This is a genomic window from Streptomyces sp. NPDC058632 (assembly GCF_042717095.1).
Lineage (GTDB): Bacteria > Actinomycetota > Actinomycetes > Streptomycetales > Streptomycetaceae > Streptomyces.
Map to the genome: position 1 here is coordinate 123,767 of NZ_JBHXQZ010000002.1, position 23,768 is coordinate 147,534.

20 protein-coding genes and 1 pseudogene are annotated in these 23,768 nt (G+C 73.4%); 11 read left to right on the forward strand and 10 right to left on the reverse strand.

Features of this window, described 5'->3' with window-relative positions:
* Positions 1–2 precede the first annotated feature (2 nt).
* The 3 genes from ACFWVE_RS01875 to mug all read left to right on the forward strand — a co-directional run bounded on the left by ACFWVE_RS01875 (position 3) and on the right by mug (position 2,852).
* The gene (locus tag ACFWVE_RS01875) at positions 3–779 is read left to right on the forward strand and encodes an SGNH/GDSL hydrolase family protein (RefSeq protein ID WP_384007272.1); all 777 of its coding nucleotides are present in this window, start codon (positions 3–5) and stop codon (positions 777–779) included.
* 88 nt (positions 780–867) lie between these two features.
* On the forward strand, positions 868–2,310 hold the full coding sequence (purB, locus tag ACFWVE_RS01880; RefSeq protein WP_384007274.1) for an adenylosuccinate lyase: 1,443 nt from the start codon (positions 868–870) through the stop codon (positions 2,308–2,310).
* Positions 2,311–2,354: 44 nt separating this feature from the next.
* A complete protein-coding gene (mug, locus tag ACFWVE_RS01885; protein ID WP_384007342.1) occupies positions 2,355–2,852 on the forward strand; it encodes a G/U mismatch-specific DNA glycosylase in 498 nt (165 codons plus the stop codon).
* A gap of 42 nt (positions 2,853–2,894) precedes the next feature.
* Here mug and ACFWVE_RS01890 read toward each other — a convergent pair whose 3' ends face one another.
* Both ACFWVE_RS01890 and ACFWVE_RS01895 read right to left on the reverse strand, forming a co-directional pair.
* Positions 2,895–3,623 (reverse strand): ABC transporter permease, encoded by a 729-nt coding sequence (locus ACFWVE_RS01890; RefSeq protein ID WP_384007276.1) that lies wholly within the window; start codon positions 3,621–3,623, stop codon positions 2,895–2,897.
* 1 nt (position 3,624) lies between these two features.
* Positions 3,625–4,545, reverse strand: a complete 921-nt coding sequence (locus tag ACFWVE_RS01895; RefSeq protein WP_384007278.1) for an ABC transporter ATP-binding protein — start codon at positions 4,543–4,545, stop codon at positions 3,625–3,627.
* A gap of 108 nt (positions 4,546–4,653) precedes the next feature.
* Between ACFWVE_RS01895 and ACFWVE_RS01900 the strand changes: the two genes are divergently transcribed.
* The 3 genes from ACFWVE_RS01900 (at position 4,654) to ACFWVE_RS01910 (ending at position 7,899) form a co-directional block, all read left to right on the forward strand.
* Complete coding sequence (locus tag ACFWVE_RS01900) at positions 4,654–5,862, forward strand: sensor histidine kinase (RefSeq protein ID WP_384007280.1); 1,209 nt, start codon at positions 4,654–4,656, stop codon at positions 5,860–5,862.
* Positions 5,863–5,898: 36 nt separating this feature from the next.
* On the forward strand, positions 5,899–6,561 hold the full coding sequence (locus ACFWVE_RS01905; protein ID WP_384007282.1) for a response regulator: 663 nt from the start codon (positions 5,899–5,901) through the stop codon (positions 6,559–6,561).
* Between the two features lie 180 nt (positions 6,562–6,741).
* The gene (locus ACFWVE_RS01910) at positions 6,742–7,899 is read left to right on the forward strand and encodes an ROK family transcriptional regulator (RefSeq protein ID WP_384007284.1); all 1,158 of its coding nucleotides are present in this window, start codon (positions 6,742–6,744) and stop codon (positions 7,897–7,899) included.
* Positions 7,900–8,076: 177 nt separating this feature from the next.
* On the opposite strand, the gene ACFWVE_RS01915 is transcribed toward ACFWVE_RS01910, so the two are convergent.
* Both ACFWVE_RS01915 and ACFWVE_RS01920 read right to left on the reverse strand, forming a co-directional pair.
* Positions 8,077–8,838: a GntR family transcriptional regulator gene (locus ACFWVE_RS01915; RefSeq protein ID WP_384007286.1), complete on the reverse strand. Its 762-nt coding sequence runs from the start codon at positions 8,836–8,838 to the stop codon at positions 8,077–8,079.
* A gap of 170 nt (positions 8,839–9,008) precedes the next feature.
* Positions 9,009–9,905, reverse strand: a complete 897-nt coding sequence (locus tag ACFWVE_RS01920) for an RNA polymerase sigma-70 factor (protein ID WP_384007288.1) — start codon at positions 9,903–9,905, stop codon at positions 9,009–9,011.
* Between the two features lie 170 nt (positions 9,906–10,075).
* Between ACFWVE_RS01920 and ACFWVE_RS01925 the strand changes: the two genes are divergently transcribed.
* The 3 genes from ACFWVE_RS01925 to ACFWVE_RS01935 all read left to right on the forward strand — a co-directional run bounded on the left by ACFWVE_RS01925 (position 10,076) and on the right by ACFWVE_RS01935 (position 14,083).
* The gene (locus tag ACFWVE_RS01925) at positions 10,076–10,906 is read left to right on the forward strand and encodes an alpha/beta fold hydrolase (protein ID WP_384007290.1); all 831 of its coding nucleotides are present in this window, start codon (positions 10,076–10,078) and stop codon (positions 10,904–10,906) included.
* 146 nt (positions 10,907–11,052) lie between these two features.
* The gene (locus ACFWVE_RS01930; protein ID WP_384007292.1) at positions 11,053–12,639 is read left to right on the forward strand and encodes an alkaline phosphatase D family protein; all 1,587 of its coding nucleotides are present in this window, start codon (positions 11,053–11,055) and stop codon (positions 12,637–12,639) included.
* 124 nt (positions 12,640–12,763) lie between these two features.
* Entirely contained in the window at positions 12,764–14,083 is a 1,320-nt protein-coding gene (locus ACFWVE_RS01935; RefSeq protein WP_384007294.1) for a GNAT family N-acetyltransferase, read from the forward strand.
* A gap of 90 nt (positions 14,084–14,173) precedes the next feature.
* Here the strand turns inward: ACFWVE_RS01935 and ACFWVE_RS01940 are convergent, their stop codons facing one another.
* Entirely contained in the window at positions 14,174–15,337 is a 1,164-nt protein-coding gene (locus ACFWVE_RS01940; RefSeq protein ID WP_384007295.1) for a trans-sulfuration enzyme family protein, read from the reverse strand.
* Positions 15,338–15,397: 60 nt separating this feature from the next.
* Between ACFWVE_RS01940 and ACFWVE_RS01945 the strand changes: the two genes are divergently transcribed.
* Entirely contained in the window at positions 15,398–15,889 is a 492-nt protein-coding gene (locus ACFWVE_RS01945; RefSeq protein ID WP_384007297.1) for an Lrp/AsnC family transcriptional regulator, read from the forward strand.
* A gap of 32 nt (positions 15,890–15,921) precedes the next feature.
* Positions 15,922–17,610, forward strand: a complete 1,689-nt coding sequence (locus ACFWVE_RS01950) for a DUF885 domain-containing protein (RefSeq protein ID WP_384007299.1) — start codon at positions 15,922–15,924, stop codon at positions 17,608–17,610.
* 373 nt (positions 17,611–17,983) lie between these two features.
* On the opposite strand, the gene ACFWVE_RS01955 is transcribed toward ACFWVE_RS01950, so the two are convergent.
* From ACFWVE_RS01955 to ACFWVE_RS01975, 5 genes and pseudogenes are all read right to left on the reverse strand, one after another.
* Positions 17,984–20,977: an AAA family ATPase gene (locus ACFWVE_RS01955; protein WP_384007301.1), complete on the reverse strand. Its 2,994-nt coding sequence runs from the start codon at positions 20,975–20,977 to the stop codon at positions 17,984–17,986.
* Complete coding sequence (locus ACFWVE_RS01960) at positions 20,974–22,137, reverse strand: exonuclease SbcCD subunit D (protein ID WP_384007303.1); 1,164 nt, start codon at positions 22,135–22,137, stop codon at positions 20,974–20,976. Before ACFWVE_RS01960 ends, ACFWVE_RS01955 begins: the two co-directional genes overlap by 4 nt.
* Before the next feature lie 301 nt (positions 22,138–22,438).
* Complete coding sequence (locus tag ACFWVE_RS01965) at positions 22,439–22,891, reverse strand: hypothetical protein (RefSeq protein ID WP_384007348.1); 453 nt, start codon at positions 22,889–22,891, stop codon at positions 22,439–22,441.
* 227 nt (positions 22,892–23,118) lie between these two features.
* Positions 23,119–23,406: pseudogene (locus ACFWVE_RS01970) on the reverse strand (IS3 family transposase); the annotation flags it as partial.
* Positions 23,403–23,711 (reverse strand): transposase, encoded by a 309-nt coding sequence (locus ACFWVE_RS01975; RefSeq protein ID WP_384007305.1) that lies wholly within the window; start codon positions 23,709–23,711, stop codon positions 23,403–23,405. The gene ACFWVE_RS01975 and the pseudogene ACFWVE_RS01970, both read right to left, overlap by 4 nt.
* Positions 23,712–23,768 lie beyond the last annotated feature (57 nt).

Here is a 23,768-nt window from a genome sequence, read left to right on the forward strand (position 1 = left end):
CCATGCAGACGAACCCCACTCACACCAGCCTGGTCGCGGTCGGCGACTCCTTCACCGAGGGCATGTCGGACCTGCTGCCCGACGGCACGTACCGGGGGTGGGCCGACATCCTCGCCGCGCGGATGGCGGCCGTCGCTCCCGACTTCCGGTACGCCAATCTCGCGGTGCGCGGCAAGCTGATCCGGCAGATCGTCGACGAGCAGGTGGACGCGGCGGCGGCCATGCGGGCCGACGTGGTCACCCTGGTCGGCGGACTGAACGACACACTGCGGCCCAAGTGCGACATGGTCATGGTGCGGGATCTGCTGACCGAGGCGGTGGAGCGGCTGGCCCCGCACTGCAAGCAGCTGGTGCTGATGCGCAGCCCGGCCCGCCAGGGCCCCGTGCAGGGGCGGTTCCGGCCGCGCATGGAGGCGTTGTTCACCTGTGTCGACGAGCTGGCCGAGCGGCACGGCGCGCTGGTCGTCGACCTGTACGGGGCGCCCTCGCTCGGCGATCGGCGGCTGTGGGACGCGGACCGGCTGCATCTGACCGCCGACGGGCACCGCAGGGTCGCGGAGGCGGTGTGGCAGACGCTGGGCTACCCGCCCGAGGATCCCGAGTGGCAGCTGCCCCCGCCGGCCTCGCTGCCGTCGGCCTGGACGGTGCGGCGGGCCGCGGACGCCCGGTTCGCGCGGCAGCACCTGCTGCCGTGGATCGGCCGCCGTCTCACCGGCCGTTCCTCGGGCGACGGCCGTCCGCCGAAGCGCCCCGAGCTGCTGCCGTACGACATACGGTGACGGTGGGGCACCGCCGCCTCGCCTCGTAGCTTCCCCCAAATCACCCCGTGGCGCCGACCTGCACGAATCACCAGTAAACTCCGTGCACGTGACTGCTGCGCCCGCCAAGCCCCGTATCCCGAACGTCCTCGCCGGACGCTACGCCTCCGCCGAGCTCGCCACGCTCTGGTCGCCCGAGCAGAAGGTGAGGCTGGAGCGACAGCTCTGGCTCGCCGTGCTGCGGGCGCAGAAGGACCTCGGCGTCGAGGTGCCGGACGCGGCGATCGCCGACTACGAGCGGGTCCTCGACCAGGTCGACCTGGCCTCCGTCGCGGAGCGCGAGAAGGTCACCCGGCACGATGTGAAGGCGCGGATCGAGGAGTTCAACGCCCTCGCCGGGCATGAGCACGTGCACAAGGGGATGACCTCCCGCGACCTCACCGAGAACGTGGAGCAGTTGCAGGTCCGGCTGTCGCTGGAGCTGATGCGCGGCCGTACGGTGGCGGTGCTGGCCCGGCTCGGCAAGCTGGCCGGCGAGTACGGCGAGCTGGTCATGGCCGGCCGCTCGCACAATGTGGCGGCCCAGGCCACCACTCTCGGCAAGCGCTTCGCCACCGCCGCCGACGAGCTGCTCGTCGCGTACGGCCGGCTGGAGGAGCTGCTGGGCCGCTATCCGCTGCGGGGCATCAAGGGCCCGGTCGGTACGGCGCAGGACATGCTGGACCTGCTGGGCGGCGACGCGGAGCGGCTCGCGGAGCTGGAGCGGCGGATCGCCGGGCACCTGGGCTTCGCCGAGGCGTTCACCTCGGTCGGCCAGGTCTACCCTCGGTCGCTGGACTACGAGGTGGTGACCGCGCTGGTGCAGCTGGCGGCGGCGCCCTCGTCGCTGGCGAAGACGGTCCGGCTGATGGCCGGGCACGAGCTGGTCACCGAGGGCTTCAAGCCGGGCCAGGTCGGCTCGTCCGCGATGCCGCACAAGATGAACACCCGTTCCTGCGAGCGCGTCAACGGCCTGATGGTGATCCTGCGCGGCTACGCCTCGATGACCGGGGAGCTGGCGGGCGACCAGTGGAACGAGGGCGACGTGTCCTGCTCGGTGGTGCGCCGGGTGGCGCTTCCCGACGCGTTCTTCGCACTCGACGGGCTGCTGGAGACGTTCCTGACGGTGCTCGACGAGTTCGGCGCGTTCCCGGCGGTCGTCGCCCGGGAGCTGGACCGCTACCTGCCGTTCCTGGCCACCACCAAGGTGCTGATGGGCTCGGTGCGCGCGGGTGTCGGCCGTGAGGTCGCGCACGAGGCGATCAAGGAGAACGCCGTCGCCACGGCCCTCGCGATGCGTGAGCAGGGCGCCGAGCGCAACGACCTGCTCGGCAAGCTCGCGGCCGACGAGCGGATCCCGCTCGACCGGGACGCGCTGGATGCGCTGATGGCGGACAAGCTGTCGTTCACGGGTGCCGCGAGCACCCAGGTCGCCGCGGTCGTGGGCCGTATCGAGGAGATCGTCAAGCAGCACCCGGAGGCCGCCGGTTACACCCCCGGGGCGATCCTCTGACGCGCTTCACCCCGGAGGAGTTGCAGGCCGCCCGCGACCGGCTGGTGCCGGACGTGGCCGCGGACGGCCTGCGCGTGCTGTTCTGCGGCATCAACCCGGGCCTGATGACGGCCGCGACGGGCCATCACTTCGCCCGTCCCGGCAACCGCTTCTGGCCGGCGCTGCACCGCTCCGGCTTCACGCCGAGGCTGCTGGTGCCGTCCGAGCAGGAGGAGCTGCCGTCGTACGGGCTCGGCATCACCAATGTCGTGGCGCGGGCGACCGCGCGGGCCGACGAGCTGAGCGCCGAGGAGTACCGGGAGGGCGGGCGGCTGCTCGCCCTGAAGGTGGCCCGGCTCCGTCCGCGGTGGCTGGCCGTCCTGGGGGTCACCGCGTACCGGGTCGCGTTCGACGACCGCGGGGCGAAGGTGGGGCCGCAGGTGCGGACGATCGGCGACACGCGTGTGTGGGTCCTGCCCAACCCGAGCGGGCTGAACGCGCACTGGACGCCGGCGGCCCTGGCCGAGGAGTTCGCGCGGCTGCGGGAGGCCGCGCGGCGGTAGGCACCGGACCGCCCACCCGGGGTGGCGTCGGCCGGCTTCCGGTCAGGCGTCCCTGCGACGCAGGCTCCATGCTCCCGCCAGCAGTGCGGCGGCCGTCCACAGGGCGGTCACCGCAAGACCCGACCAGGGTCCGAGCGGCCCCTCGTACGTCTGCCGGAGGATCACCTGTCCGGCCCGGTCGGGCATGAAGTCGATGGCGGTGCCGGCCGCGTCCCCGATCACGAACGACACGATCAGGATGAACGGGGTCAGCACGGACAACGTCGCCACGCCGCTGCGCAGCAGGGTGGCCAGTCCGGCCGCGAACAGGGCCATCAGCATGAGGTAGATGCCGCAGCCGACGACCGCACGCGTCTGCTCGCCCGCGGTGAGCCCGTCCGCCGCGGAACCCATCGTCGCTCTCGCGGCGAAGAGGGAGGCCAGGGCGGTCAGCAGACCGACGGCGAGCGCCGGCAGGGCGATGGCGGTCATCTTGGCCGCGAACCAGGGTCCGCGCTGCGGGACCGCCGACAGCGACAGCCGCAGCGCGCCGCCGCGGAACTCCGCCGACACCGCCATGGCACCGAAGGAGATCGCGGCGATCTGCCCCAGGTAGACCCCGAACTGGGTCGTGAACAGCGGGTCGAACTCCGGTTCCGACGTACTCGACGCACCGCCGAGCGCGGAGAACGCGGTGCCCGTCACGAACAGCAACGCCAGCGCGCCCGGCAGCGAGCGGAGCGTGCGGATCTTCAGCCACTCGGCGTGGAGTACGGGTGCGAACTGCTGCATGTCAGGCCTCCTGGCGCGGTGCGGCGAACTCGGTCTCGGCTGCTGTGAGGTCCAGGTAGGCCTGTTCCAGCGTGCCCTCGTCCGCGGTGAGTTCGAGGATCGGTACGCCCGCGGCGGAGGCGAGGCGCCCGATGTCGTCCACGCGCGCGTGCGGCACGGTCCAGTGCCCGTCCTGCTGCTCGACCGCCTCGTGACCGTGCGGGGCGAGCGCGCTCTTGAGTGCGACGGGGTCCGAGGTGCGGATACGGACGGCCGGTCGCACACGCGCCTCGATGAACGCGCGCATCGGGGTGTCCGCCAGCAGCCGGCCCCGGCCGAGAACGACGAGATGGTCGGCGAAGGACGCGGTCTCGTTCATCAGATGGCTGGAGACCAGCACGGTGCGCCCCTCCTCCGCGAGCCGGCGCAGCAACTGCCGGACCCACACGATCCCTTCCGGGTCGAGGCCGTTGGAGGGCTCGTCGAGCATCACCACCTCCGGATCGCCGAGCAGGGCGGCGGCGATGCCCAGCCGCTGGCGCATGCCCAGGGAGTACGTCCGTATCCTGCGCGTGGCCGCCGAAGCCAGACCGGTCTCCTCCAGCACCTCGTCGACCCGGCGGTCCGGGATGCGGTTGCTCGCGGCCAGGACCCGCAGGTGGTCACGGCCGGTGCGGGAGTCGTGCGCGGCCTGCGCGTCCAGCAGGGCGCCGACGCGGCGCAGCGGTTCGCGCAGCGTGGCATAGGCACGGCCGCCGAGGGTGGCGGTGCCGGTCGTCGGGCGGTCGAGGCCGAGCACCAGCCGCATGGTGGTGGACTTCCCGGCGCCGTTGGGGCCGAGGAAGCCGGTGACGCGGCCGGGCAGGACCCGGAAGGTGAGGTGGTCGACGGCTCGCCGGGTGCCGTACTCCTTGGTCAGGTCGTGGACGTCGATGCTGGTCATGTGCACCAGCGTGGCCGCGGCCCGGGGCCCGGCGCCTCCCCCGGGCGGGGAGATCGTCTCCCCCTTGCGGGGGAGGTCCGTCGCCGGTGGCGGTGCCACGATGTCCCCATGGCCCGCATGCTGCGCCCGTTCACCCGGGCGGTGACGTACACGCGGTGGCTGCATCTGTTCATCGCCGCCGTGTGGCCCACCATGTGGTACCTCATCGACAGCTCCCGCATGTACGTCGCCGTGGTGCTCCTCGCGCTCGCCGGACTGGTCCCCGCGATGCGGACGGCGGAGGGGATCCAGGCCTCCATGCTGCTCCTCGGCCGCCGCCACGGCGCGGACGACGCCCGGCACACGGGAGATCCGGGGAAGGCGGAGGGTGCGGGCCGCAGGGAGGTCGTCACGACTCCGGCCACCGGTTGGGCGGACCGCGGACGAACCGTCGTGTGGCTCCAGTGCCGCCTGGCCATCGGCTGCGTGGTCTCCTTCCTCACCGTTCATCTCCCCATGCTCGCCACGGATCTGGCGGCAACGGCCCGGGGCGGCACACCGGACCCCTCGACGTTCGTCCAGGTTCCCGGACAGCACTGGTGGCACGCGCTGCTGGTTCCCCTGCCGGTGCTCCTGCTCGCCGGGCTGGTCGTCGGGGCGGGCAGGCTCATCACCGTGCTCGCCCTGAGGCTCCTCGGCCCCTCCCCCGCCGAGCGCCTGGCCGCGCTGGAGACCCGTACCGAGCAGCTCCTCGAGCGCACCCGTATCGCGCGCGAACTGCACGACACCATCGGCCATGCCCTGACCGTCGCCGTGGTGCAGGCCGGTGCCGCGCGGGCCGCGGGCGATCCCGCCTTCACCGACCGGGCCCTGGAAGCCATCGAGGAGACCGGCCGGACCGCCCTGGAGGACCTGGACCGGGTCCTCGGCATCCTGCGCGAGCCGGAGAGGCCCGTGAGCAGCCGGCCGACGCTGGTGGACGCCGACCGTCTGCTGGAGTCCGCCCGTTCCTCCGGTGTGAAGGTCGACGCGGAGGTGGCCGGGCCCCTGGAGACCGTGCCGGGCCCGGTCGCGCGCGAGGGGTACCGCATCCTGCAGGAGTCGCTGACCAACGTGCTGCGGCACGCGGGGCCGGTTCCGGTGCGGGTGGGGGTGCGGGTCGCCGACGGCACGCTGCTGCTGGACATCCGCAATCCACTCGCCGGGAAGGTACCGGGTCCCGGGCGCGGCAGCGGCCTGCGCGGCATCCGCGAGCGCGCCGCGCTGCTGGGCGGCCGGGCGCGGACCGGTCCGGACGAGGGCGACTGGCTGGTCCGGGTCGAACTGCCCCTGGGCTGAGGCGGGGTGTGCCGTACCAGGCCGTAGGCTGGCCGGATGCCGGTCACCGTTCTCCTCGTCGACGACGAACCCCTCGTGCGCACGGGCCTGCGGGCCGTGTTGGAGGCGCAGCCCGACATCGAGGTCGTCGGGGAGGCGGCCGACGGGGCGGCGGTGATCCCGCTGGTGCGGCAGCTGCGGCCGGACGTGGTCGCCATGGACGTCCGCATGCCGCTGATGGACGGCATCGAGGCCACGCGCGCCGTGCTGCGGACGGTCGAGGACCCGCCGAAGATCATTGTGGTGACGACCTTCGAGCAGGACGAGTACGTGTACGAGGCACTGCGCGCGGGCGCCGACGGGTTCCTGCTGAAGCGTGCGCGGCCCGCCGAGATCGTGCACGCGGTGCGACTGGTCGCCGAGGGCGAGTCGCTGCTGTTTCCGGCGTCGGTCCGGCAGTTGGCCGCCCAGTACGGTGAGAGCGGTGGCAATCACGCGGCGCGGGCCGTGCTGGAGCGGGCGCGGCTGACGGAGCGGGAGGCGGAGGTGCTGCGGCTGATGGCGCGGGGCCTGTCGAACGCGGAGATCGCCGGCCGGCTGGTGGTGGGGGTGGAGACGGTGAAGTCGCATGTGAGCGCCGTGCTGGCGAAGCTCGGGGCGCGTGACCGCACGCAGGCGGTGATCACGGCGTACGAGTCGGGGTTCGTGGCGCCCGGGTGAGGCGGGCGCGTCGGAGCCGGCCGGTGTGGGACGGATCGTGCGGGACGGCGCGTGTGAACGGCCGGGCGGGCCGCGGCGGGCTCCGGTCGTGGGCCGGAGGTGGTCGTGCCCGGTGGTCGCCGGGGTCCGCCGCGCCGAGTACGATCCGCCCCACACGCGCACGAGCTGGGAGGACGGACGGTGAGTCGGCTGACCGGCGGGGATCCCTCGCTGTTGCGGAGGATCAACTCCGCGGTGGTGCTGCACGCGCTGCGGGCCACGGACTGCGCGACGCTGACCGAGGTCACCAGGGTGACGGGGCTGTCGCGGCCCACCGTCGAGGGCGTTGTCGAGGGGCTGATCGAGGCGGGCCTCGTCGTGGAGAAGGCGGCGGAGGAGGGTGCGGCGCGGCGTCAGGGGCGGCCGGCCCGGAGGTTCCGGTTTCGGGCGGAGGCCGGCCATCTGCTGGGCCTGGAGATCGGGCCGCACCGGGTGGCGGCGCTGCTGGCCGACCTGGACGGCCGGGTGATCGGTGCCCAGGCCAAGGACGTCGGGGAGAGCGCCGGTGCCGACGAGCGGCTGGAACGGCTGCGCGCCGCCGTCGCCGAGCTGCTGCGCCGGGCCGGCGTACCGCGCGACTCGCTGCGTGCCGTGGGTGTGGGGACGCCCGGGATCGTCGAGGCGGACGGCACCGTACGGCTGGGCACGGCGCTGCCCGGGTGGACGGGGCTGGATCTGGGCGAGCGGCTGAGCCGGTCCTTCAAGTGTCCGGTGCTGGTCGAGAACGACGCCAACGCGGCGGTCGTGGCCGAGCATTGGAAGGGCGCCGCCACCGGGACCGACGACGTGGTGTTCGTGCTGGCCGGACTGAGCCCGGGCGCCGGTTCACTGATCGGGGGGCGACTGCACCGGGGGTACGGCGGGGCGGCCGGTGAGATCGGCGCGCTGCATCTGCTGGGCCGGGAGGCGACCCCCGAGAAGCTGTTGTCGACCACGGACGAGCCGCTGCATCCGCTGGACGAGCAAGCGGTGGCCGAGGTCTTCGCCCAGGCCCGCGAGGGTGACAAACGGGCTCTCGCGGCCATGGACCGCTTCATCCAGCGGCTGGTCCACGACGTGGCGGCGCTGGTGCTGGCCCTGGACCCGGAACTCGTCGTGATCGGCGGCTGGGCGGCCGGACTGGACGGCGTACTGGAACCGTTGCGGCGCGAGCTGGCCCGTTACTGCCTGCGTCCGCCGAAGGTCGCCCTGTCCCGCCTCGGGGAGGCGGCGGTGGCGACGGGTGCGGTGCGGCTCGCCCTGGACCATGTGGAGGAGCAACTCTTCGCGGTGGAGGGCACGGTGACGGCCCGCCGGTAGGCGGCGCACCGCCCACGTGGGCACCACGCGTCTCAGCCGTGCCCGGCCCCGTCGGGCCGGAGTGCTCCGGCGGCGGCCGGCGCGCCCCGCCGCCGGTCTGCCCCCTGCCCTCGGCGCCCACCCCGCCGGCAGCGCACGTCCCGCTCGCCCGCGGTCGGCGCCCGAGGACACCGAAGGTCAGGAGGCGCGGCGCTCGGGGCCGTGGTGGATCTCCACGCCTCCGAAGTCGCCGAAGGTCAGCCGGCAGGTGTCCGCGCGGTAGGTGGCCACGGAGAGCGCGGCGACGCGGCCCCGTGCGACGAAGCGGGTGGTGACGACGAGGACGGGCGCGCCCGGCAGGCGGTCCAGCTCCTTGGCGTCGTCCGCGCGGGCGGAGCCGAGCTCCACCGCGTTCTCGTGCCGCTCCAGTTCCAGGTGCTGCAGTTCGCGCAGCACCGCGCGCGCGCGGGCCGCCCCCGACGGGGCGTCGATGGCGGAGAGGTCGGGCACCGAGGAAGCGGGGACGTACAGGAGCTCGGCGGCGACGGGCTGGCCCTGCGAGACCCGGGACCGCCGCACGGTGTGCACGGGCTCGTCCCGGCCGGTCACCAGGGTGTCGGCGACGGTGGCGGGCGGCGCTTCGAGCGTGCAGTCCGCGGCTTGCCAGGCGTCGTCGGGCCCGCCCGGCCAGGCGTGCTGCGCCGCGCCGACGGACACCCCCATGCGCGGCGGGGCGACGGTGGTGCCCACGCCCCGGCGACGCTGCAGTCTGCCTTCCAGCTCCAGCTGCTCCAGTGCCTGACGGAGCGTGGCACGGGCGACGCCGAAGCGGGCGGCCAGGTCGCGCTCGTTGGGCAGGATCTGGCCCACCGAGAACTCCGAGTCGAGGGCCTCGCTGAGCACGGTCCTGAGATGCCAGTACTTCGGTTCCGGCACCGTTTCCAACTGCGTGGTCCCCACCCTGTCCTCCGCGATCGCCGGGTCCGGTGGCGTTTTAGCGCCCTTGTTTATTAAAGGTTGTTTCACTTCTCTGCGACCATATGGCGGCCCTCCCCCTTGGTCAATACCAATCGGACATGACGACGGGGCCCACGCCGGACGACGCGGGCCCGTGTGCGGGTGGCCGGTCCCTACTCGGCAGCCGCCAGCGAGCGCAGTTTGTCGGGGTTGCGGATGATGTAGACCGTCTGGACCCGCCCGTCGACGATGTCCAGCTGGAAGACGGCGTCGGGCCTGCCGCCGGTGAGGACCAGTGCCGCGGGGCCGCCGTTGAGTTCCAGGAGACGGACCGAGGGGTCGAGGAAGCCCTTGCGGGTGACGCCGACGAGGAAACGGCCCACCTTGCCGGCGCTCTCCAGGACGCGCAGCGGGGCGCGCGTCCTGCCTCCGCTGTCGCCGATCAGCCGTACGTCGGGAGCGAGCAGCTTCATGAGCCCTTCCAGATCGCCGCCGGCCGCCGCCGCCAGGAACCGTTCGGTCAGATCGCGGCGCCGGGCGGGGTCGACGTCGTAGCGCGGGCGGCGCTCCTCGACGTGTCTGCGGGCCCGCGCGGCGAGTTGACGCACCGCCGGTTCGCCGCGGTCGAGCAGGGCGGCGATGTCGGAGTAGGGGTAGCCGAAGGCCTCCCGCAGGACGAACACCGCGCGCTCCGGCGGGGACAGCGATTCCATGACGACGAGCACGGCGAGGGAGACCGAGTCGGCGAGCACCGCCCGCTCGGCGGTGTCGGGAGCGGTGTCGCCGAAGTCGGTGACGTACGGCTCGGGCAGCCACGGGCCGACGTACGTCTCGCCCCGTGCCTTGATCTGGCGCAGCCGGTCAAGGGCGAGGCGGGTGGTGACGCGCACCAGGTAGGCGCGCGGCTCGCGCACCTCGGACCGGTCGCCGCCCGCCCAGCGCAGCCACGCCTCCTGGACGACGTCCTCGGCGTCGGCCACCCGTCCGAGCATGCGGTAGGCGACCCCCAGGAGGACGGGGCGGTGCTCTTCGAAGGCCTTGGTCACGGTGTCGGTGCTGTCGGTGCTCACCCCTGCATCCCAGCCGACCCGCGCGGCGGTGTCCAGGCGGATCCGGGCACTTCGCGGAGCCGGAGCCCGGAAGCGGGCACCCGGGGGCTACCTGCCGGTAGCAATTGCTGACAAGCTGTCCACGGCGTCAGGCGGCGTCCCACCGCGAGTCCCAGACGAGGAGCACCTTCATGTCCGCGACCGTCTCCTTCGAGGTCACCTCTGCGCACGGCCCGCAGACCGTGACCCTGTCCTACGCGCGCGTGGGCCGCGGCGAACCGCTGCTCCTGCTGCACGGCATCGGTCATCACCGCCAGGCCTGGGACCCGGTCGTGGACATCCTCGCCACCGAGCGTGAGGTGATCGCCGTGGACCTGCCCGGCTTCGGCGCCTCCCCGGCGCTGCCGGGCGGCCTCACCCACGACCTGCCCACCATGAACGCCGCCCTCGTCGCCCTGTGCGAGAAGCTGGAGCTCGACCGGCCCCACGTGGCGGGCAACTCGCTCGGCGGTCTGCTGGCCCTGGAGCTCGGCCGTGAGAAGCGCGTGCGGTCCGTCACCGCGCTGTCCCCGGCCGGGTTCTGGACCCGGACGGAGCAACGGTACGCCTTCGGCGTGCTGATCGGAATGCGGCGGATCGCGGAGCGCATGCCGCTGCCCCTGGTCGAGCGGCTCGCTCGCTCGGCGGCCGGGCGCGCGGCACTGACCAGCACCATCTACGCCCGTCCGGGCCGCCGCTCCCCCGAGGCGGTGGTCGCCGAGACACGCGCGCTCGCCGGGGCCACCGGCTTCACCGAGACGCTCCGGGCGGGCGCCGCCGTACGGTTCGCCGACGACGTGCCCGGCATCCCGGTCACCGTCGCCTGGGGCGCCCGCGACCGGCTGCTCGTCCCGCGTCAGGGGGTCCGCGCCAAACAGACGATTCCCGCGGCACGGCTGATCCGGCTGCCCGGCTGCGGTCATGTCCCGATGAACGACGACCCGGCCCTGGTCGCCCGCGTCATCCTCGACGGCAGCCGCTGAACGGGGGCGGTGCGCGGCGCCGGCGGCGCGTCGGTCCCCTCGGCCCCGCGGCGAGTTGTTCACGTGGGGTTTGCGTGCGGGCCGTGCCGCCCGAGTACTTGTGGCAGCGCACACCGGCCGGATCTCCCGCCTCTGGAGGCGCATTCATGTCACCCCGTTCGTTCCCCGGCCGTCGCGCCGTCCTGCGCGGCTCGCTCGCGGCCTCGGCGGCCCTGACCCTGCCCGCCGCCGTCGGGTCGGCGCCCGCCTTCGCCCGGTCCGGGCGCCCCGAGGCGAAGTGGGGTGTGCAGACGGGCGACGTGACGCGCGACTCCGGGCTGGTGTGGGTGCGCTCCGACCGCCCGGCACGGATGATCGTCGAGACGTCGGCGACCGAGTCGTTCCGCCGCCCGCGCCGCTGGCACGGCCCGCTGCTCGGTCCCGGCACGGACTTCACCGGGACGACCCGGCTGCACGGGCTGCCGGCGGGTGAGCAGATCCACTACCGGGTGCGGCTCGCCGACCCGGACGACCCGCACCGTTCCGGCGAGCCGGTCACCGGTACGTTCCGGACGGTGTCCGGGCGGCGGCGCGAGGGCGTGCGGTTCGTGTGGTCGGGCGACCTGGCGGGGCAGGGCTGGGGCATCAACCCCGAGTTCGGCGGCTACCGGATCTTCGAGGCGATGGCCCGGACCGACCCCGACTTCTTCCTGTTCAGCGGCGACACCATCTACGCCGACGGGCCGATCCCGGCGACCGCCGCCCTGCCGGACGGCGGTGTCTGGCGGAACATCACCACGGAGGAGAAGTCCAAGGTCGCCGAGACCCTGGCCGAGTTCCGCGGCAACTTCCGTTACAACCTGCTGGACGAGCACTTCCGCCGGTTCAACGCCCAGGTTCCGTCCATCGTGCAGTGGGACGACCACGAGGTGCGCAACAACTGGTACCCGGGCCAGCGGATCACGGACACGGACAGCCGGTACACGGAGAAGAGCGTCGACGTACTGGCGGCGCGGGCACGGCGTGCCTTCGGCGAGTACTTCCCGATGTCGACGCTGCGGCCGGGGGCGCGGGAGGGCCGGGTCCACCGGGTGCTGCGGCAGGGGCCGCTGCTGGACGTGTTCGTGCTGGACATGCGGACGTACCGCAACGCCAACTCCCCCGGTGACCAGACCGTGGACCCGCAGGGGATCCTCGGGCGCGAGCAGCTGGAGTGGCTCAAGCGGGAGCTGGCGCGGTCGCGGGCGGTGTGGAAGGTGATCGCCGCGGACATGCCGATCGGCCTGATCGTGTCCGACACGAGCGAGGGCGCCCAGCACGTCGAGGCGGTGGCCCAGGGCGACCCGGGGGCACCGCTGGGGCGCGAGCTGCAGATCGCCGAGCTGCTGCGGTTCGTCAAGCACCGGCGGATCACCGGCACGGTGTGGCTGACGGCCGACGTACACCACACCTCGGCCCAGCACTACCAGCCCGCGCGGGCCGCGTTCGGCGATTTCGAGCCGTTCTGGGAGTTCGTCTCCGGGCCGTTGAACGCGGGCGCCTTCCCGGCGAGCGCGCTCGACGGCACCTTCGGCCCGGAGCGGGTGTTCGTGAAGGCGCCGACCGCGGCGAACGTCTCGCCCGCCGGCGGTTACCAGTTCTTCGGCGAGGTCGACATCGACGGCGGCAGCGGAGAACTGACCGTACGGATGCGGGAACAGGACGGCACCGTGCTGTACACGAAGCGGTTGCAGCCGGGCCTGGTCGGCCAGTAGCCGGTCGACGGACAACCAGCCGGCCAGCGAACCGACAAAAGGATCATAGATACCATAAGAACTCTTTACTCGCCAGCCATGACGCGTTAGTGATCACGAAACACATTTCCTTCACAGTGGTCGCATGAGCCGAGACATGTCAGATGTGGCGCGAGACCCGCACGGCCGTCCCGCGCAGGGGCGGACGAGAGGCGAACCGACCTCATGGTTCACGGCGGCGTTCCACAGTTGGTGGGCACGCCGCCACGGTCACGCGCCCCCCGCATCCGATACCGGTGGCGGCCGGCCCCCGGCCGCCGAGCAGCGGGACGGGCGCACGGCCCAGAGCTCGCTGTGGCGGATGCGCACGACGGTGCGGGACGAACCGGGCGCGCTGGCCGCGCTGTGCACGGCGCTGGCCGGGGAGAGTGTCGACATCCTGAGCCTGCAGACGCACCCGCTGGGCCGGGCCACGGTCGACGAGTTCCTGCTGCGGGCCCCCGCCGACCTGTCCGGCACCGGCCTCACGGCGGCGGTGGCGGGCGCCGGGGGCACCGACACCTGGATCGAGCGGGCCGACGCCCACGACCTGGTGGACGCCCCGACCCGGATGCTGGGCCTCGCCGCGCGTACGGCACTGGACGCCGCGGAACTCCCGCTGGCGCTGCGACAGTTGCTGGGACGGTGCACGATCCGTTCGCTGCCCGCCGCGCCGGGTGCCGATCGGCAGGCGCTGGAGGGCGTGCCGGTCGAGGGGGTCCTGGAGGACACCGTGATGCGGCTGCGTGCCCCCGAGGGCGGTGTGATCACCGTGGAACGGCCGTATCTGCCGTTCACGCCCACCGAGTTCGCGCGGGCCAGGGCGCTGGTGGAACTGGACGCCCGGCTCGGCCCCCGGGTCCCGCGCGGTCAGGACGTTCTCACGCTGCCCGAGGGCAGCGACATCACCGTGCGCCGGGCGGACACCGGTGACCTGGAGGCGGCACGGGCGATGCACGAGCGGTGCTCGCCCGAGACGCTGCGCCTGCGCTACCACGGGCCGGTCGGCGACGTGGACCGCTACCTGAACCACCTGCTCAGCCCGCGCTTCGGCCGCACGCTCGCGGTACGGACCGCCTCGGGGCAGATCGTCGGCCTCGGTCATCTGCTGTGGGACGGCGACGAGACCGAGGTGGCCCTGCTCATCGAGGACGCCTGGCAGCGCCGGGGCATCGGCGGCAAGCTGCTCGCCCGGTTGGTGGCGATGGCCGGCGAGGCGGGCTGCGCCCGTGTCTACGCGGTGACGCAGGCGTCCAACACCGGCATGGTCGCCGCGATGCGCGGTCTGGAGCTCCCCCTCGACTACCAGATCGAGGAAGGCACCCTGGTCATCACCGCCCGCCTGGATCAGCGGCCGGCCCGCCGCGCGCAGGAGGAGCACAGCGAGCAGGAGCACGGCGGCTCCCGGGTCGGCCGCCGGTCGTAGGCCACCGCACCGGGGAACACGCGGACCGGACACGGACCGGCGGAATCCGCCGGTCCGCCCCGTCGCCGTACCCCGTGCGTGCGCGATGCCTCAGCCGAGCGCCCCGTCCGGTCGGCCCAGCGCCCCGTCCAGGTCGGCCCACAGGTCGTCGACGTCCTCCAGGCCGACGGACAGCCGCAGCAGCCGGTCGCCGACTCCCGCGGCCCTGCGGTCGTCGGCGTCGACGATGCGGTGACTGATGGACGCCGGGTGCTGGATGAGGGAGTCCACGCTGCCGAGGCTCACCGCCGGGGTGATCAGCCGTACGCCCCCGATCACCGCGTGCGGGTCCCCGTGCACCTCGAAGGAGACCATCGCACCGCCGATGCGCGGGTAGTGCACGCGGGCCACGCGGGGGTCCGCGGCGAGCCGGCGGGCGAGTTCGGCGGCGTTGGCGGAGGCGGCCCGGACCCGTACCGGCAGCGTCGACAGGCCCCGCAGCAGCAGGTAGCCGGCCAGCGGATGCAGCACCCCACCGGTGGCGAACCGTATCTGCCGCAGCCGCCCCGCGAACTCCTCGTCGCAGGCCACCACACCGGCCAGGACGTCTCCGTGCCCGCCGAGGTACTTGGTGGCGCTGTGCAGCACCAGCCGCGCCCCGTCCTCGGCCGGACGCTGGAGGACGGGAGTGGCGAAGGTGTTGTCGACGAGCAGTGGCACGGAGCCGCAGTCCCGGGCCAGTGCCCGCAGATCGACCTCGGTCAGGGTCGGGTTGGCCGGTGACTCCACCAGCACCAGACCGGTGTCGGGGCGCAGCGCGTCGGCGACCCCTGCCGGGTCGGTCCAGGTCACCTCGGAGCCGAGCAGCCCGGCGGTCAGCAGGTGGTCGCTGCATCCGTACAGGGGACGTACGGCGACGACGTGGCGCAGGCCCATGGAGCCGCGCACCAGCAGGACGGCGCTGAGCGCGGCCATGCCGCTGGCGAACGCGACGGCGGCCTCGGTGCCCTCCAGACGGGCGAGGGCGGTCTCGAAGCGGGCGACGGTCGGGTTGCCGAGCCGCCCGTAGACGGGCGGGCCGTCCGGTTCCGCGCCGGTGGCGGCGAAGGCGTCGATCCGGGCGGCCTCACCGCGGCTGTCGTGGGCGGGGTAGGTGGTGGACAGGTCGATCGGCGGGGCGTGCAGCCCCTGCCGCGCGAGGTCGTCCCGGCCGGCGTGCACGGCCTCGGTGGCGAGTGCTCTCGTGGTGCTGCGCGTGCCCATGCGTACGTCCATGCCCCGAAGGGTGAACACCGGACGGACGGTGGGAACCGATCTCCGTGTTATGTTCGGCCGATGACCGAATCCGTCGTACTGGATCCGGTGGACCTTCATCTGCTGCGTCTGTTGCAGAACGATGCCCGGACGACGTACCGGGACCTCGCCGCGCAGGTGGGGGTCGCGCCGTCGACCTGTCTGGACCGGGTGACCCGGCTGCGGCGCTCGGGCGTGATCCTCGGGCACCGGCTGAAGCTGGACCCGGCCAAGCTGGGGCGAGGGCTCCAGGCGCTGCTGTCGGTGCAGGTCAGGCCGCACCGGCGGGAGCTGGTGGGGCCGTTCGTGGAGCGAATCCGGGCGCTGCCGGAGTCACTGACCGTCTTTCATCTGACCGGACCGGACGACTATCTGATCCATGTGGCGGTCGCGGACATGGCGGATCTGCAGCGGCTGGTGCTGGACGAGTTCACGTCGCGGCGGGAGGTGGCACGCGTGGAGACGCGGCTGATCTTCCAGCAGTGGGACTGCGGTCCGCTGCTGCCGTCTTCGCCCTCGGCTCAAACCGGGTGACGTCCGGCGGGCCGCGTACCAGGATGGTCACCATGTCTGAGACCAACAGCCCGCTGCCCCGCGAGGTCGCCGACGCCTACGTCGACGACCTCATCGCCCTCGACCCGGTCACCGGTACGTACCTCGGCGTGCAGGAGAGTTCCAGCCGCCTGCCCGACCTCTCCCCCGCGGGCCAGGCGGCGCTCGCGGACCTCCGGCGGGCCACGCTCGCCCGGCTCGCCGAGGCCGAGACCAGGCCCGGTGCGGACAGCGACATCGAGCGCCGCTGCGCCCGGCTGCTGCGGGAACGGCTCACCGCGGAGATCGCCGTGCACGAGGCCGACGAGGGGTTGCGTTCGGTCGGCAACCTGGGCACGGTCGCCCACTCGGTGCGTGAGGTGTTCACCGTGACGCCGACGCGGACCGAGGAGGACTGGGCCGCGGTCGCCGAGCGGCTGCGCGCCGTGCCGGCCGCGCTGGCGGGCTACCGGGAGTCCCTCCAGCTCGGCCTGGAGCGCAGGCTGTACGCGGCTCCGCGGCCGACCGCCGCGTTCGTCGGGCAGCTCACCGAGTGGGCGGACACCGGCGGGGGCCGCGGCTGGTTCGAGGACTTCGCCGCGGACGGTCCGGACGCCCTGCGCGCGGAGCTGGACGGGGCGGCCGGGGCGGCCACCGCGGCCGTGGTGGAGCTGCGGGACTGGATGCGCGACGTGTACGCGCCGGCCGTCGAGGGCGCACCGAACACCGTGGGCCGGGAGCGCTACGCCCGCTGGTCCCGCTACTACAACGGCACCGACCTCGACCTGGACGAGGCGTACGCCTACGGCTGGGCCGAGTACCACCGGCTGCTCGGCGAGATGAAGAAGGAGGCCGGGAAGATCCTGCCGGGTGCCGGGACGCCGTGGGTGGCGCTGGCGCACCTCGACGAGCACGGCCGGCACATCGAGGGTGTCGACGAGGTCCGTGAGTGGCTGCAGGGCCTGATGGACAAGGCGATCGGCTCGCTCGACGGCACCCACTTCGAACTCGCCGAGCGGGTACGGAAGGTGGAGTCGCGGATCGCCCCGCCGGGCAGCGCGGCGGCACCGTACTACACGCCGCCCTCGGAGGACTTCTCCCGGCCGGGCCGTACCTGGCTGCCGACCATGGGGCTGACCCGCTTCCCCGTCTACGACCTGGTGTCGACCTGGTACCACGAGGGCGTGCCCGGCCATCACCTCCAACTGGCGCAGTGGGCACACGTCGCCGAGGACCTGTCCCGTTACCAGGCCTCCGTCGGCATGGTCAGCGCCAACGCGGAGGGCTGGGCGCTGTACGCGGAGCGGCTGATGGACGAGCTCGGGTTCCTCGCGGACGCGGAGGAGCGGCTCGGTTACCTGGACGCGCAGATGATGCGGGCCGCCCGGGTCGTCGTCGACATCGGCATGCACCTGGAGCTGGAGATTCCGGCGGACTCGCCGTTCCACCCGGGCGAGCGCTGGACGCCGGAACTGGCCGAGGAGTTCTTCGGGGCGCACAGCAGCCGTCCCGCGGACTTCGTGGAGAGCGAGCTGACCCGCTATCTGACGATCCCCGGCCAGGCCATCGGCTACAAGCTCGGCGAGCGGGCCTGGCTGCTGGGCCGGGAGAACGCCCGTAAGCGGCACGGCGACGCCTTCGACCCCAAGGCGTGGCACATGGCGGCGCTGTCCCAGGGGTCGCTGGGCCTGGACGACCTGGTGGACGAGCTGTCGGCGCTGTGAGCCGGGCCTCCGGCGGCCGGCGCCGGGACGGGCTCCCTGGGCGTCGGTGCCGGAAGCCGCCCTCGGAGTCGATGGCCTGACCGGTGCCCCTTCCCCGAGCTCTCAACTCCGTTCGACCAGGGGAGACCCCCATCGCCTCGTCCGTGGCCGGCCACGCGATGAGGCGGGCGGGGCCGTCGGCATCCCCCACCGTCCGCCGGGGAAGCGTGCGGCGACGGCGTCGTAGGTCTCGCCGGTGAGGTAGCCGGTGTCCACCGGGCCGGGGTTGACGGTGTTCACCGTGACGGCGGCCGGCCCGGCTGCCCGCGCCCGACCGTCGCTCACGTCTCCGCTGCCGCCCCGACTGCCCCCACTCGGCCCGGCTGCGCCCGGCTCAGCCCACGCCGTGCATCCGTACCGTCGAACCCGAGCGGCCCTTCACCACCTCGAGTTGGGCGTGGATGCGCCGCCGCAGGTCGGGGACGTGGCTGACGATGCCCACGCTGCGGTCGCGTTCCCGCAGGGAGTCCAGGACGTCCAGCACCTCGTCGAGGGTCTGGTCGTCGAGGCTGCCGAAGCCCTCGTCGATGAAGAGGGTGTCCAGCCGTACCCCGCCGGCCTCGTCGGTGACGACGTCGGCGAGACCGAGCGCGAGGGCGAGCGAGGCGAAGAAGGTCTCGCCGCCCGAAAGGGTCGCGGTGTCCCGCTCCCGGCCGGTCCACGCGTCCACGACGTGCAGGCCGAGGCCGCTGCGGCCACGGCCGGTGCGGTCGTCGGAGTGCACCAGGGTGTAGCGGCCGGACGACATGCGGTGCAGCCGGGCGGTCGCCGCGGCGGCGACCTGTTCCAGGCGGGCGGCCAGGACGTAGGACTCCAGCCGCATCCTGCGCTCGTTGTCGGCGGAGGTGCCCGCGGTGAGGCCCGCCATGCGGGCCACCCGGTCGTACTCCTCGCGCAGCGGTGCCAGCCGGCGCGCCGAGGCGGTGGCCCGCGCGGAGAGCCGGTCGAGTTCGGCGCAGCGACGGGCGGCGTCGTCGCGGGCGGAGGCCGCCTCGCGTACCCTGCGGTCCGCGTCCTCGGCAGTGCGCTGTGCGGCGGCGAGGTCGGCGGGGGGCTGCTGGGCGGCGGCCGCGGTGTCGGGCTCGGCGAGCACCGCGCGGACGGCGGCCTCCTCCTGCTGCCGGGCCTCCAGGCGGTGCTGCAGCGCGTGGTGGTCGGCGGGGTCGAGGAGTGCCTCGGCCGCCGCCCGCGGGGTGTCGAACCCGGCCCGGAAGGCGGCGTCCGCGAGCCTGGCATCGGCGTGCTTGAGCCGCTGCGCGGCGCCGTCGGCGAACCGGGCGGCATCAGCGGCGTCGGTGAACCGCGCCGCGGTGCGCTCCAGTTGGGCGGCGCGCACAGCCACACTGTCCGCGGAGCCCCGCGCCGTGGTCAACTCCTCCTCCAGCTCCGCCTGTTCCTGGTCCAGGCGCGCGCGGACACCTGCCCGCGCGGCCGTCCGGACCGCCGCCTCACGCTGTGCGGTGACCCGCCGCTCGTGCTCGTGCTCCGCCTGCCGCAGCTGTTCCTGCGCGGAGTGCAGTACGGAGGCCGCGTCCCGCGCCCGCGCGTACCGCGCCTCCAGCTCCTCCACCTCGTGGACGAGTCGGCCGGTCGGTGTGTCCCCCGCCTCCGCTCCGGCGGCGGCCAGCGCCTCGCGCACGACGCCGAGGCGCCGTTCGTCGTCGGCGCGGCGTTCCTCCGCTCTCTGGTGGGCGGCGAGGGCGTGCTCCTCCGCCTCGCGGTCGACATGGCCGGCGTCCTTGCGGGCGGGGGCGGGGTGTTCGGTGGCCCCGCAGACCGCGCAGGGCGCGCCGTCGGTGAGTCCCGCGGCGAGTTCGGCGGCGATGCCGGCCAGTCGCTGTTCCTTGAGGCCGAGCCAGTGCTGCTTGGCCGCGAGTGCCTGCTCCTGGGCTCTTCGGGCCTGCTCGGCGGCACGGTCGGTGTCCCCGGCCAGCTGGTCCCGCAGCCGTGCGGCGTTGAGCCGCTTGTGCGCGGGGTCGCGCTGCACCGCGAGTTCACCTGCCCTGGTCGCGGCCTCCTGCGCGGACTCGATGCGGGCCTGGAGCCCGGTGCGTGTCTCGTCCCAGCCGGTGAGCCAGGCGTCCGACTCGTCCAGCACGCCGTCGTCGGCGCGCTCCTGGCGGTCCAGGCCGGCCCGCTCGTCGAGGAGTCCGGCGAGCCGTCGCTCGGCGCGGCGGGCCGACTCGAGGCCGCCCAGTTCCTCGGCGGCCCGGCGTGCGGCGGCGGCGAGCCCGGCCGCGCCCGCCTCCTGGTGGGCCGCGGGAAGCAGGGCACGTGTACGCGCCTCGACGGCGGCCGCGTCGCGGTGTTCGGCGTCGGCTGACTCCCGCAGTTCCAGCGCGGGGGCGACCGCCTCGGCCTTGCGGGAGCGGTCCAGGCGGGTCTGCGCCTCCTGCCGGGCGCCGTCTCCCTCCGCCAGCCGCGCCGCGCTCTCCCGCGCCTCGGCGAACCGCCGTTGCAGCCGGTCCCGTTCGCGTACGTCGTCCAGTGACCGGTCGGCGGCGGCCTGGGCGGATTCGGCCGCGGTGAGGCGGCAGCGGGCGACGGCGAGCTGTTCGCGGGCGGTGCTGCGGGCGACGGCGGCCGCGGTCAGCACGCTCTCGGCCAGTCCCGGTTCGCCCGGCGCGAGGTCGCCGAGGGGCATGGCCTCACCCGCTGCCTGCTGCATCCGGTGCGCTTCGGCGAGCAGGTCCGCGTCGCCGTCCCGCACCTGGGACTCGGTGGCGCGGCGGCGCTCGGCGAGGTGCTTCTCCACCTCGGCGAAGCGGCGGGTGTCGAAGAGCCGGCCCAGAAGCTTGCCGCGGGCCTCGGCGTCGGCGCGCAGGAACCGTGCGAAGTCGCCCTGGGGCAGAAGGACGACCTGGCAGAACTGCTCCCGGCTCATGCCGAGGAGCTGGGTGACCTCCTCGCCGATCTCCTGGTGGGAGCGGCTGAGGTCCTTCCAGGACCGGGCCGCCGGGTCGTACTCGCGCAGCCAGGTCTGCGCCTTGTCGAGGGTGGTGCCGGTGCCGCGCTTCTTCGGGCGCTGCCAGGGCGGTTGCCGGGTGATCTCGAGCCGGCGTCCGACGACGGTGAGGTCGAGGGTGACCTCGGTGCGGGTGACGGGGGCGGCGTGGTCGCTGCGCAGCGTCAGGCCCTGCCCGCTCTGCCGGGCCCCGGGCACGGAGCCGTACAGCGCGTAGCAGACGGCGTCGAGTATCGAGGTCTTGCCGGCGCCGGTGGGGCCGTGCAGCAGGAAGAGGCCCGCGGTGGACAGCTCGTCGAAATCGACGGTGAGCGAGCCGCCGAAGGGCCCGAAGGCGGTGATGTCGAGCCGGTGCAGCCTCACCGCGCCACCTCCCGTACGGCCTGGTCGGCGCGGACGGCGTCGACGGCGTCCCGCAGGACGGCCCGCTCCCGCTCGTCGGGGCCGGTGCCGCGCACATGGGCGACGAAGTCCTCCGCGATCTGCCGGTCGTCGCGGCCGGCGAGGCGGCGGGCGTAGGACACCGCCGCCTCGTCGGGCGCGCGTTCGGGTTCGAAGACGAGGCTGAGGGTGTGCGGGAAGCGTTCGCCGAGCCGGGCCATCGGGTCGGCCGGGCGGACCGGGTCGGTGAGGGTGGCCTCGACCCACGCCTCGCGGTGTGCTGCGAGCCCGGGGTCGGCGAGCAGTTCCTCCAGGGTGCCGCGGATCCGGACGAGGGCGCGCGGTACCGGGCAGTCGATCCGCTCGGCGGTGACGCCGCCGTCGGCGGCCAGGTCGACGAGCCACATGCTCTTGCGGTGGTCCGCCTCGGAGAAGGAGTACGGGAGCGGGGAGCCGGAGTAGCGCACGCGCTCGGTGAGGGTCTGGCAGCCGTGCAGATGTCCGAGCGCCACGTAGTCGACGCCGTCGAACACCCCGGCGGGTACGGCGGCGACCCCGCCGACGGTGATGTCCCGCTCGCTGTCGCTCGGTGCGCCACCGGTGACGAAGGCGTGCGCGAGGACGACCGAGCGGGTGCCGGGCGGGCGGGCGGCGAGGTCGGCGCGGACCCGGTCCATGGCGGCGGCGAGCACCGTCTCGTGGCCCGCCTTCTCCAGCCCGAACTCCTCCTTGACCAGTGCCGGTTCCAGATAGGGCAGTCCGTAGAAGGCGACGTCCCCATGGGTGTCGGACAGCATCACGGGGGTACCGCTCGCCGAGGGGGCGGTCCGCAGGTGGATGCCCGCGCGCCCGATGAGTCCGGCGCCGACGCCGAGGCGGCGGGCCGAGTCGTGGTTGCCGGAGATCATCACCGTCGGCACGCCCAGGCCGGCGAGGCGGTGCAGGGCGTCGTCGAACAGCTCCACCGCGGCGAGCGGCGGCACGGCCCGGTCGTACACGTCTCCCGACACGACCACCGCGTCGACGGCGTGCTCGCGCACGGTCGCCACCAGGTGGCCGATGAACTCGGCCTGGGCACCGAGCATGCCGACCCGGTGGAACGGCCGGCCGAGGTGCCAGTCGGAAGTGTGCAGCAATTTCATGCAATCACTCTGACCTGCACGTTTACCCCTAGTGCGCCTCTAAAACCAGCACGAACCAGCACGGGGCTCGCCGACAGCCCCGCCACGCTAACGCATGTCGCCCCCCGATACACCACTCACCTCAAATCACCCAGGTAATTCGGGTGTGATACTGGTGTGATCGCGTAATCAACTGTCGCCGGTTCTCCGAGGAACCCAACCAGTTGGTGACCAACTGCAGTCGCCAGCAGCATACCGATTCTGATCCTCTGGTCTCGTTGCGGAGCCGGGTGGTGGTCTTGTCGGCCTTGTTCTCGTATAGCTACCACCAGGTGGCGTGTAGCGCAGTGTTACTGCCGTGGTGCTCGATTCTCAACTGACGTCGTAGCCTTGGCTTCGACCTGTCGGGCGCGCCGCTGCGCGCGTACGTCAGCGCCAGACCTGTCCGGGGCCGACCAGTCCGGCTCGTCCCGGGGTCCTTCATCGCCACCTTGGCCACCTGCAGCCCGGCGGCCCGGCCCCGGGTGTGCTGACTCGTATTGCACGTCAGCAACCGAACGCCGCGGCCGGCCAGGCCCTGGAGGGCCACCGTCCGGTCAATGATCTCGGCATCGGGGCGGTCCAGGCGCACGTGGCCGGGGGTATCGAGGACGATCTCCACGTTGACCTTGCCGCGGGTCTCGCCGTCCTGAATGGCGTGCTCCCCCTCATGCAGGACCCCGTTGAGGACCTCGTCGAGGAGACCGAGCGTGTGGGCGGCACGCCGGACAGGCACGGGCGTTCGGGATGCGGCGCCTGCTCTGCCAGGCCGCCTGGGCCGAGGACGGCGCCCGCGACGCGGTACGGGACTTCGCCGTACGCCACCTGGCCACGCCCGGTGGAGATCATGGTGAGGTCGGTGACCCACAGCCGGTTCGGCGCGGAGGCGGTGAAGTCCCGGTTGACCAGGTCCGGGGCGGGCGTGGCCTTGGGATCGCGACGGGTGAAGCCCTTGCGGCGTGGGCTGATGCCCGCGATGCCGGCCTCGCGCATCAGACGTTCGACCCGTTTGCGGCCGACGCGCGTGCCCTCGCGTCTGAGGACGGCGTGCACGCGCGGTGATCCGTAGACGCCACCGGATTCCGCGTGGATCTCCTTGATCTGCTCGGTGAGCTCGGCGTCGCGGCGTTGCCGTTCGCACGGCTCGCGCTCGGCGCGGCGCCAGCGGTAGTAGGTGGAGGAGGGGATGTGCAGTTCCCGAAGTACGCACTCGACTCCCAGGCGGGAATGCTCGTCGAGGAGCGCCGTCACCTGGGCCGGGTCGGGTCGAGTTGCGCCGCGGAAAACGCAGACGCCGTCCGCAGCACGTCGTTCGCCCGCTTGAGCTGAGCGTTCTCCTTACGCAGCGCCACCAGCTCGGCCCGCTCGTCGGTGGTGAGCCGGTCGTCGCGCTCGCCGGCGTCCGCCTCGGCCTGCCGGATCCAGCCGCGCAGAGCCTCGGGATGCACACCGAGGTCGACAGCCAGCTTCTTGATCTGCGGCCTCGGCTCCGTGGTGCGATACATCCGTACCGCACGCTCACGCAACTCCAGCGAGTACTTTCTGGGTGCAGCCATGGTCGATGCTCCTCCCATGAGAACCATCTGACCCTCTGCCACCACCCTCCGCATCTC

What these genes read in the sequence shown, in the direction of transcription:
- ACFWVE_RS01875 (WP_384007272.1), top strand. Translation starts at nt 3, where the DNA reads ATGCAGACGAACCCCACTCACACCAGCCTGGTCGCGGTCGGCGACTCC.
- ACFWVE_RS01890 (WP_384007276.1), bottom strand. Translation starts at nt 3,623, where the DNA reads ATGCAGCAGTTCGCACCCGTACTCCACGCCGAGTGGCTGAAGATCCGC.
- ACFWVE_RS01895 (WP_384007278.1), bottom strand. Translation starts at nt 4,545, where the DNA reads ATGACCAGCATCGACGTCCACGACCTGACCAAGGAGTACGGCACCCGG.
- ACFWVE_RS01900 (WP_384007280.1), top strand. Translation starts at nt 4,654, where the DNA reads ATGGCCCGCATGCTGCGCCCGTTCACCCGGGCGGTGACGTACACGCGG.
- ACFWVE_RS01905 (WP_384007282.1), top strand. Translation starts at nt 5,899, where the DNA reads ATGCCGGTCACCGTTCTCCTCGTCGACGACGAACCCCTCGTGCGCACG.
- ACFWVE_RS01925 (WP_384007290.1), top strand. Translation starts at nt 10,076, where the DNA reads ATGTCCGCGACCGTCTCCTTCGAGGTCACCTCTGCGCACGGCCCGCAG.
- ACFWVE_RS01930 (WP_384007292.1), top strand. Translation starts at nt 11,053, where the DNA reads ATGTCACCCCGTTCGTTCCCCGGCCGTCGCGCCGTCCTGCGCGGCTCG.
- ACFWVE_RS01935 (WP_384007294.1), top strand. Translation starts at nt 12,764, where the DNA reads ATGAGCCGAGACATGTCAGATGTGGCGCGAGACCCGCACGGCCGTCCC.
- ACFWVE_RS01940 (WP_384007295.1), bottom strand. Translation starts at nt 15,337, where the DNA reads ATGGACGTACGCATGGGCACGCGCAGCACCACGAGAGCACTCGCCACC.
- ACFWVE_RS01945 (WP_384007297.1), top strand. Translation starts at nt 15,398, where the DNA reads ATGACCGAATCCGTCGTACTGGATCCGGTGGACCTTCATCTGCTGCGT.
- ACFWVE_RS01950 (WP_384007299.1), top strand. Translation starts at nt 15,922, where the DNA reads ATGTCTGAGACCAACAGCCCGCTGCCCCGCGAGGTCGCCGACGCCTAC.
- ACFWVE_RS01960 (WP_384007303.1), bottom strand. Translation starts at nt 22,137, where the DNA reads ATGAAATTGCTGCACACTTCCGACTGGCACCTCGGCCGGCCGTTCCAC.
- ACFWVE_RS01975 (WP_384007305.1), bottom strand. Translation starts at nt 23,711, where the DNA reads ATGGCTGCACCCAGAAAGTACTCGCTGGAGTTGCGTGAGCGTGCGGTA.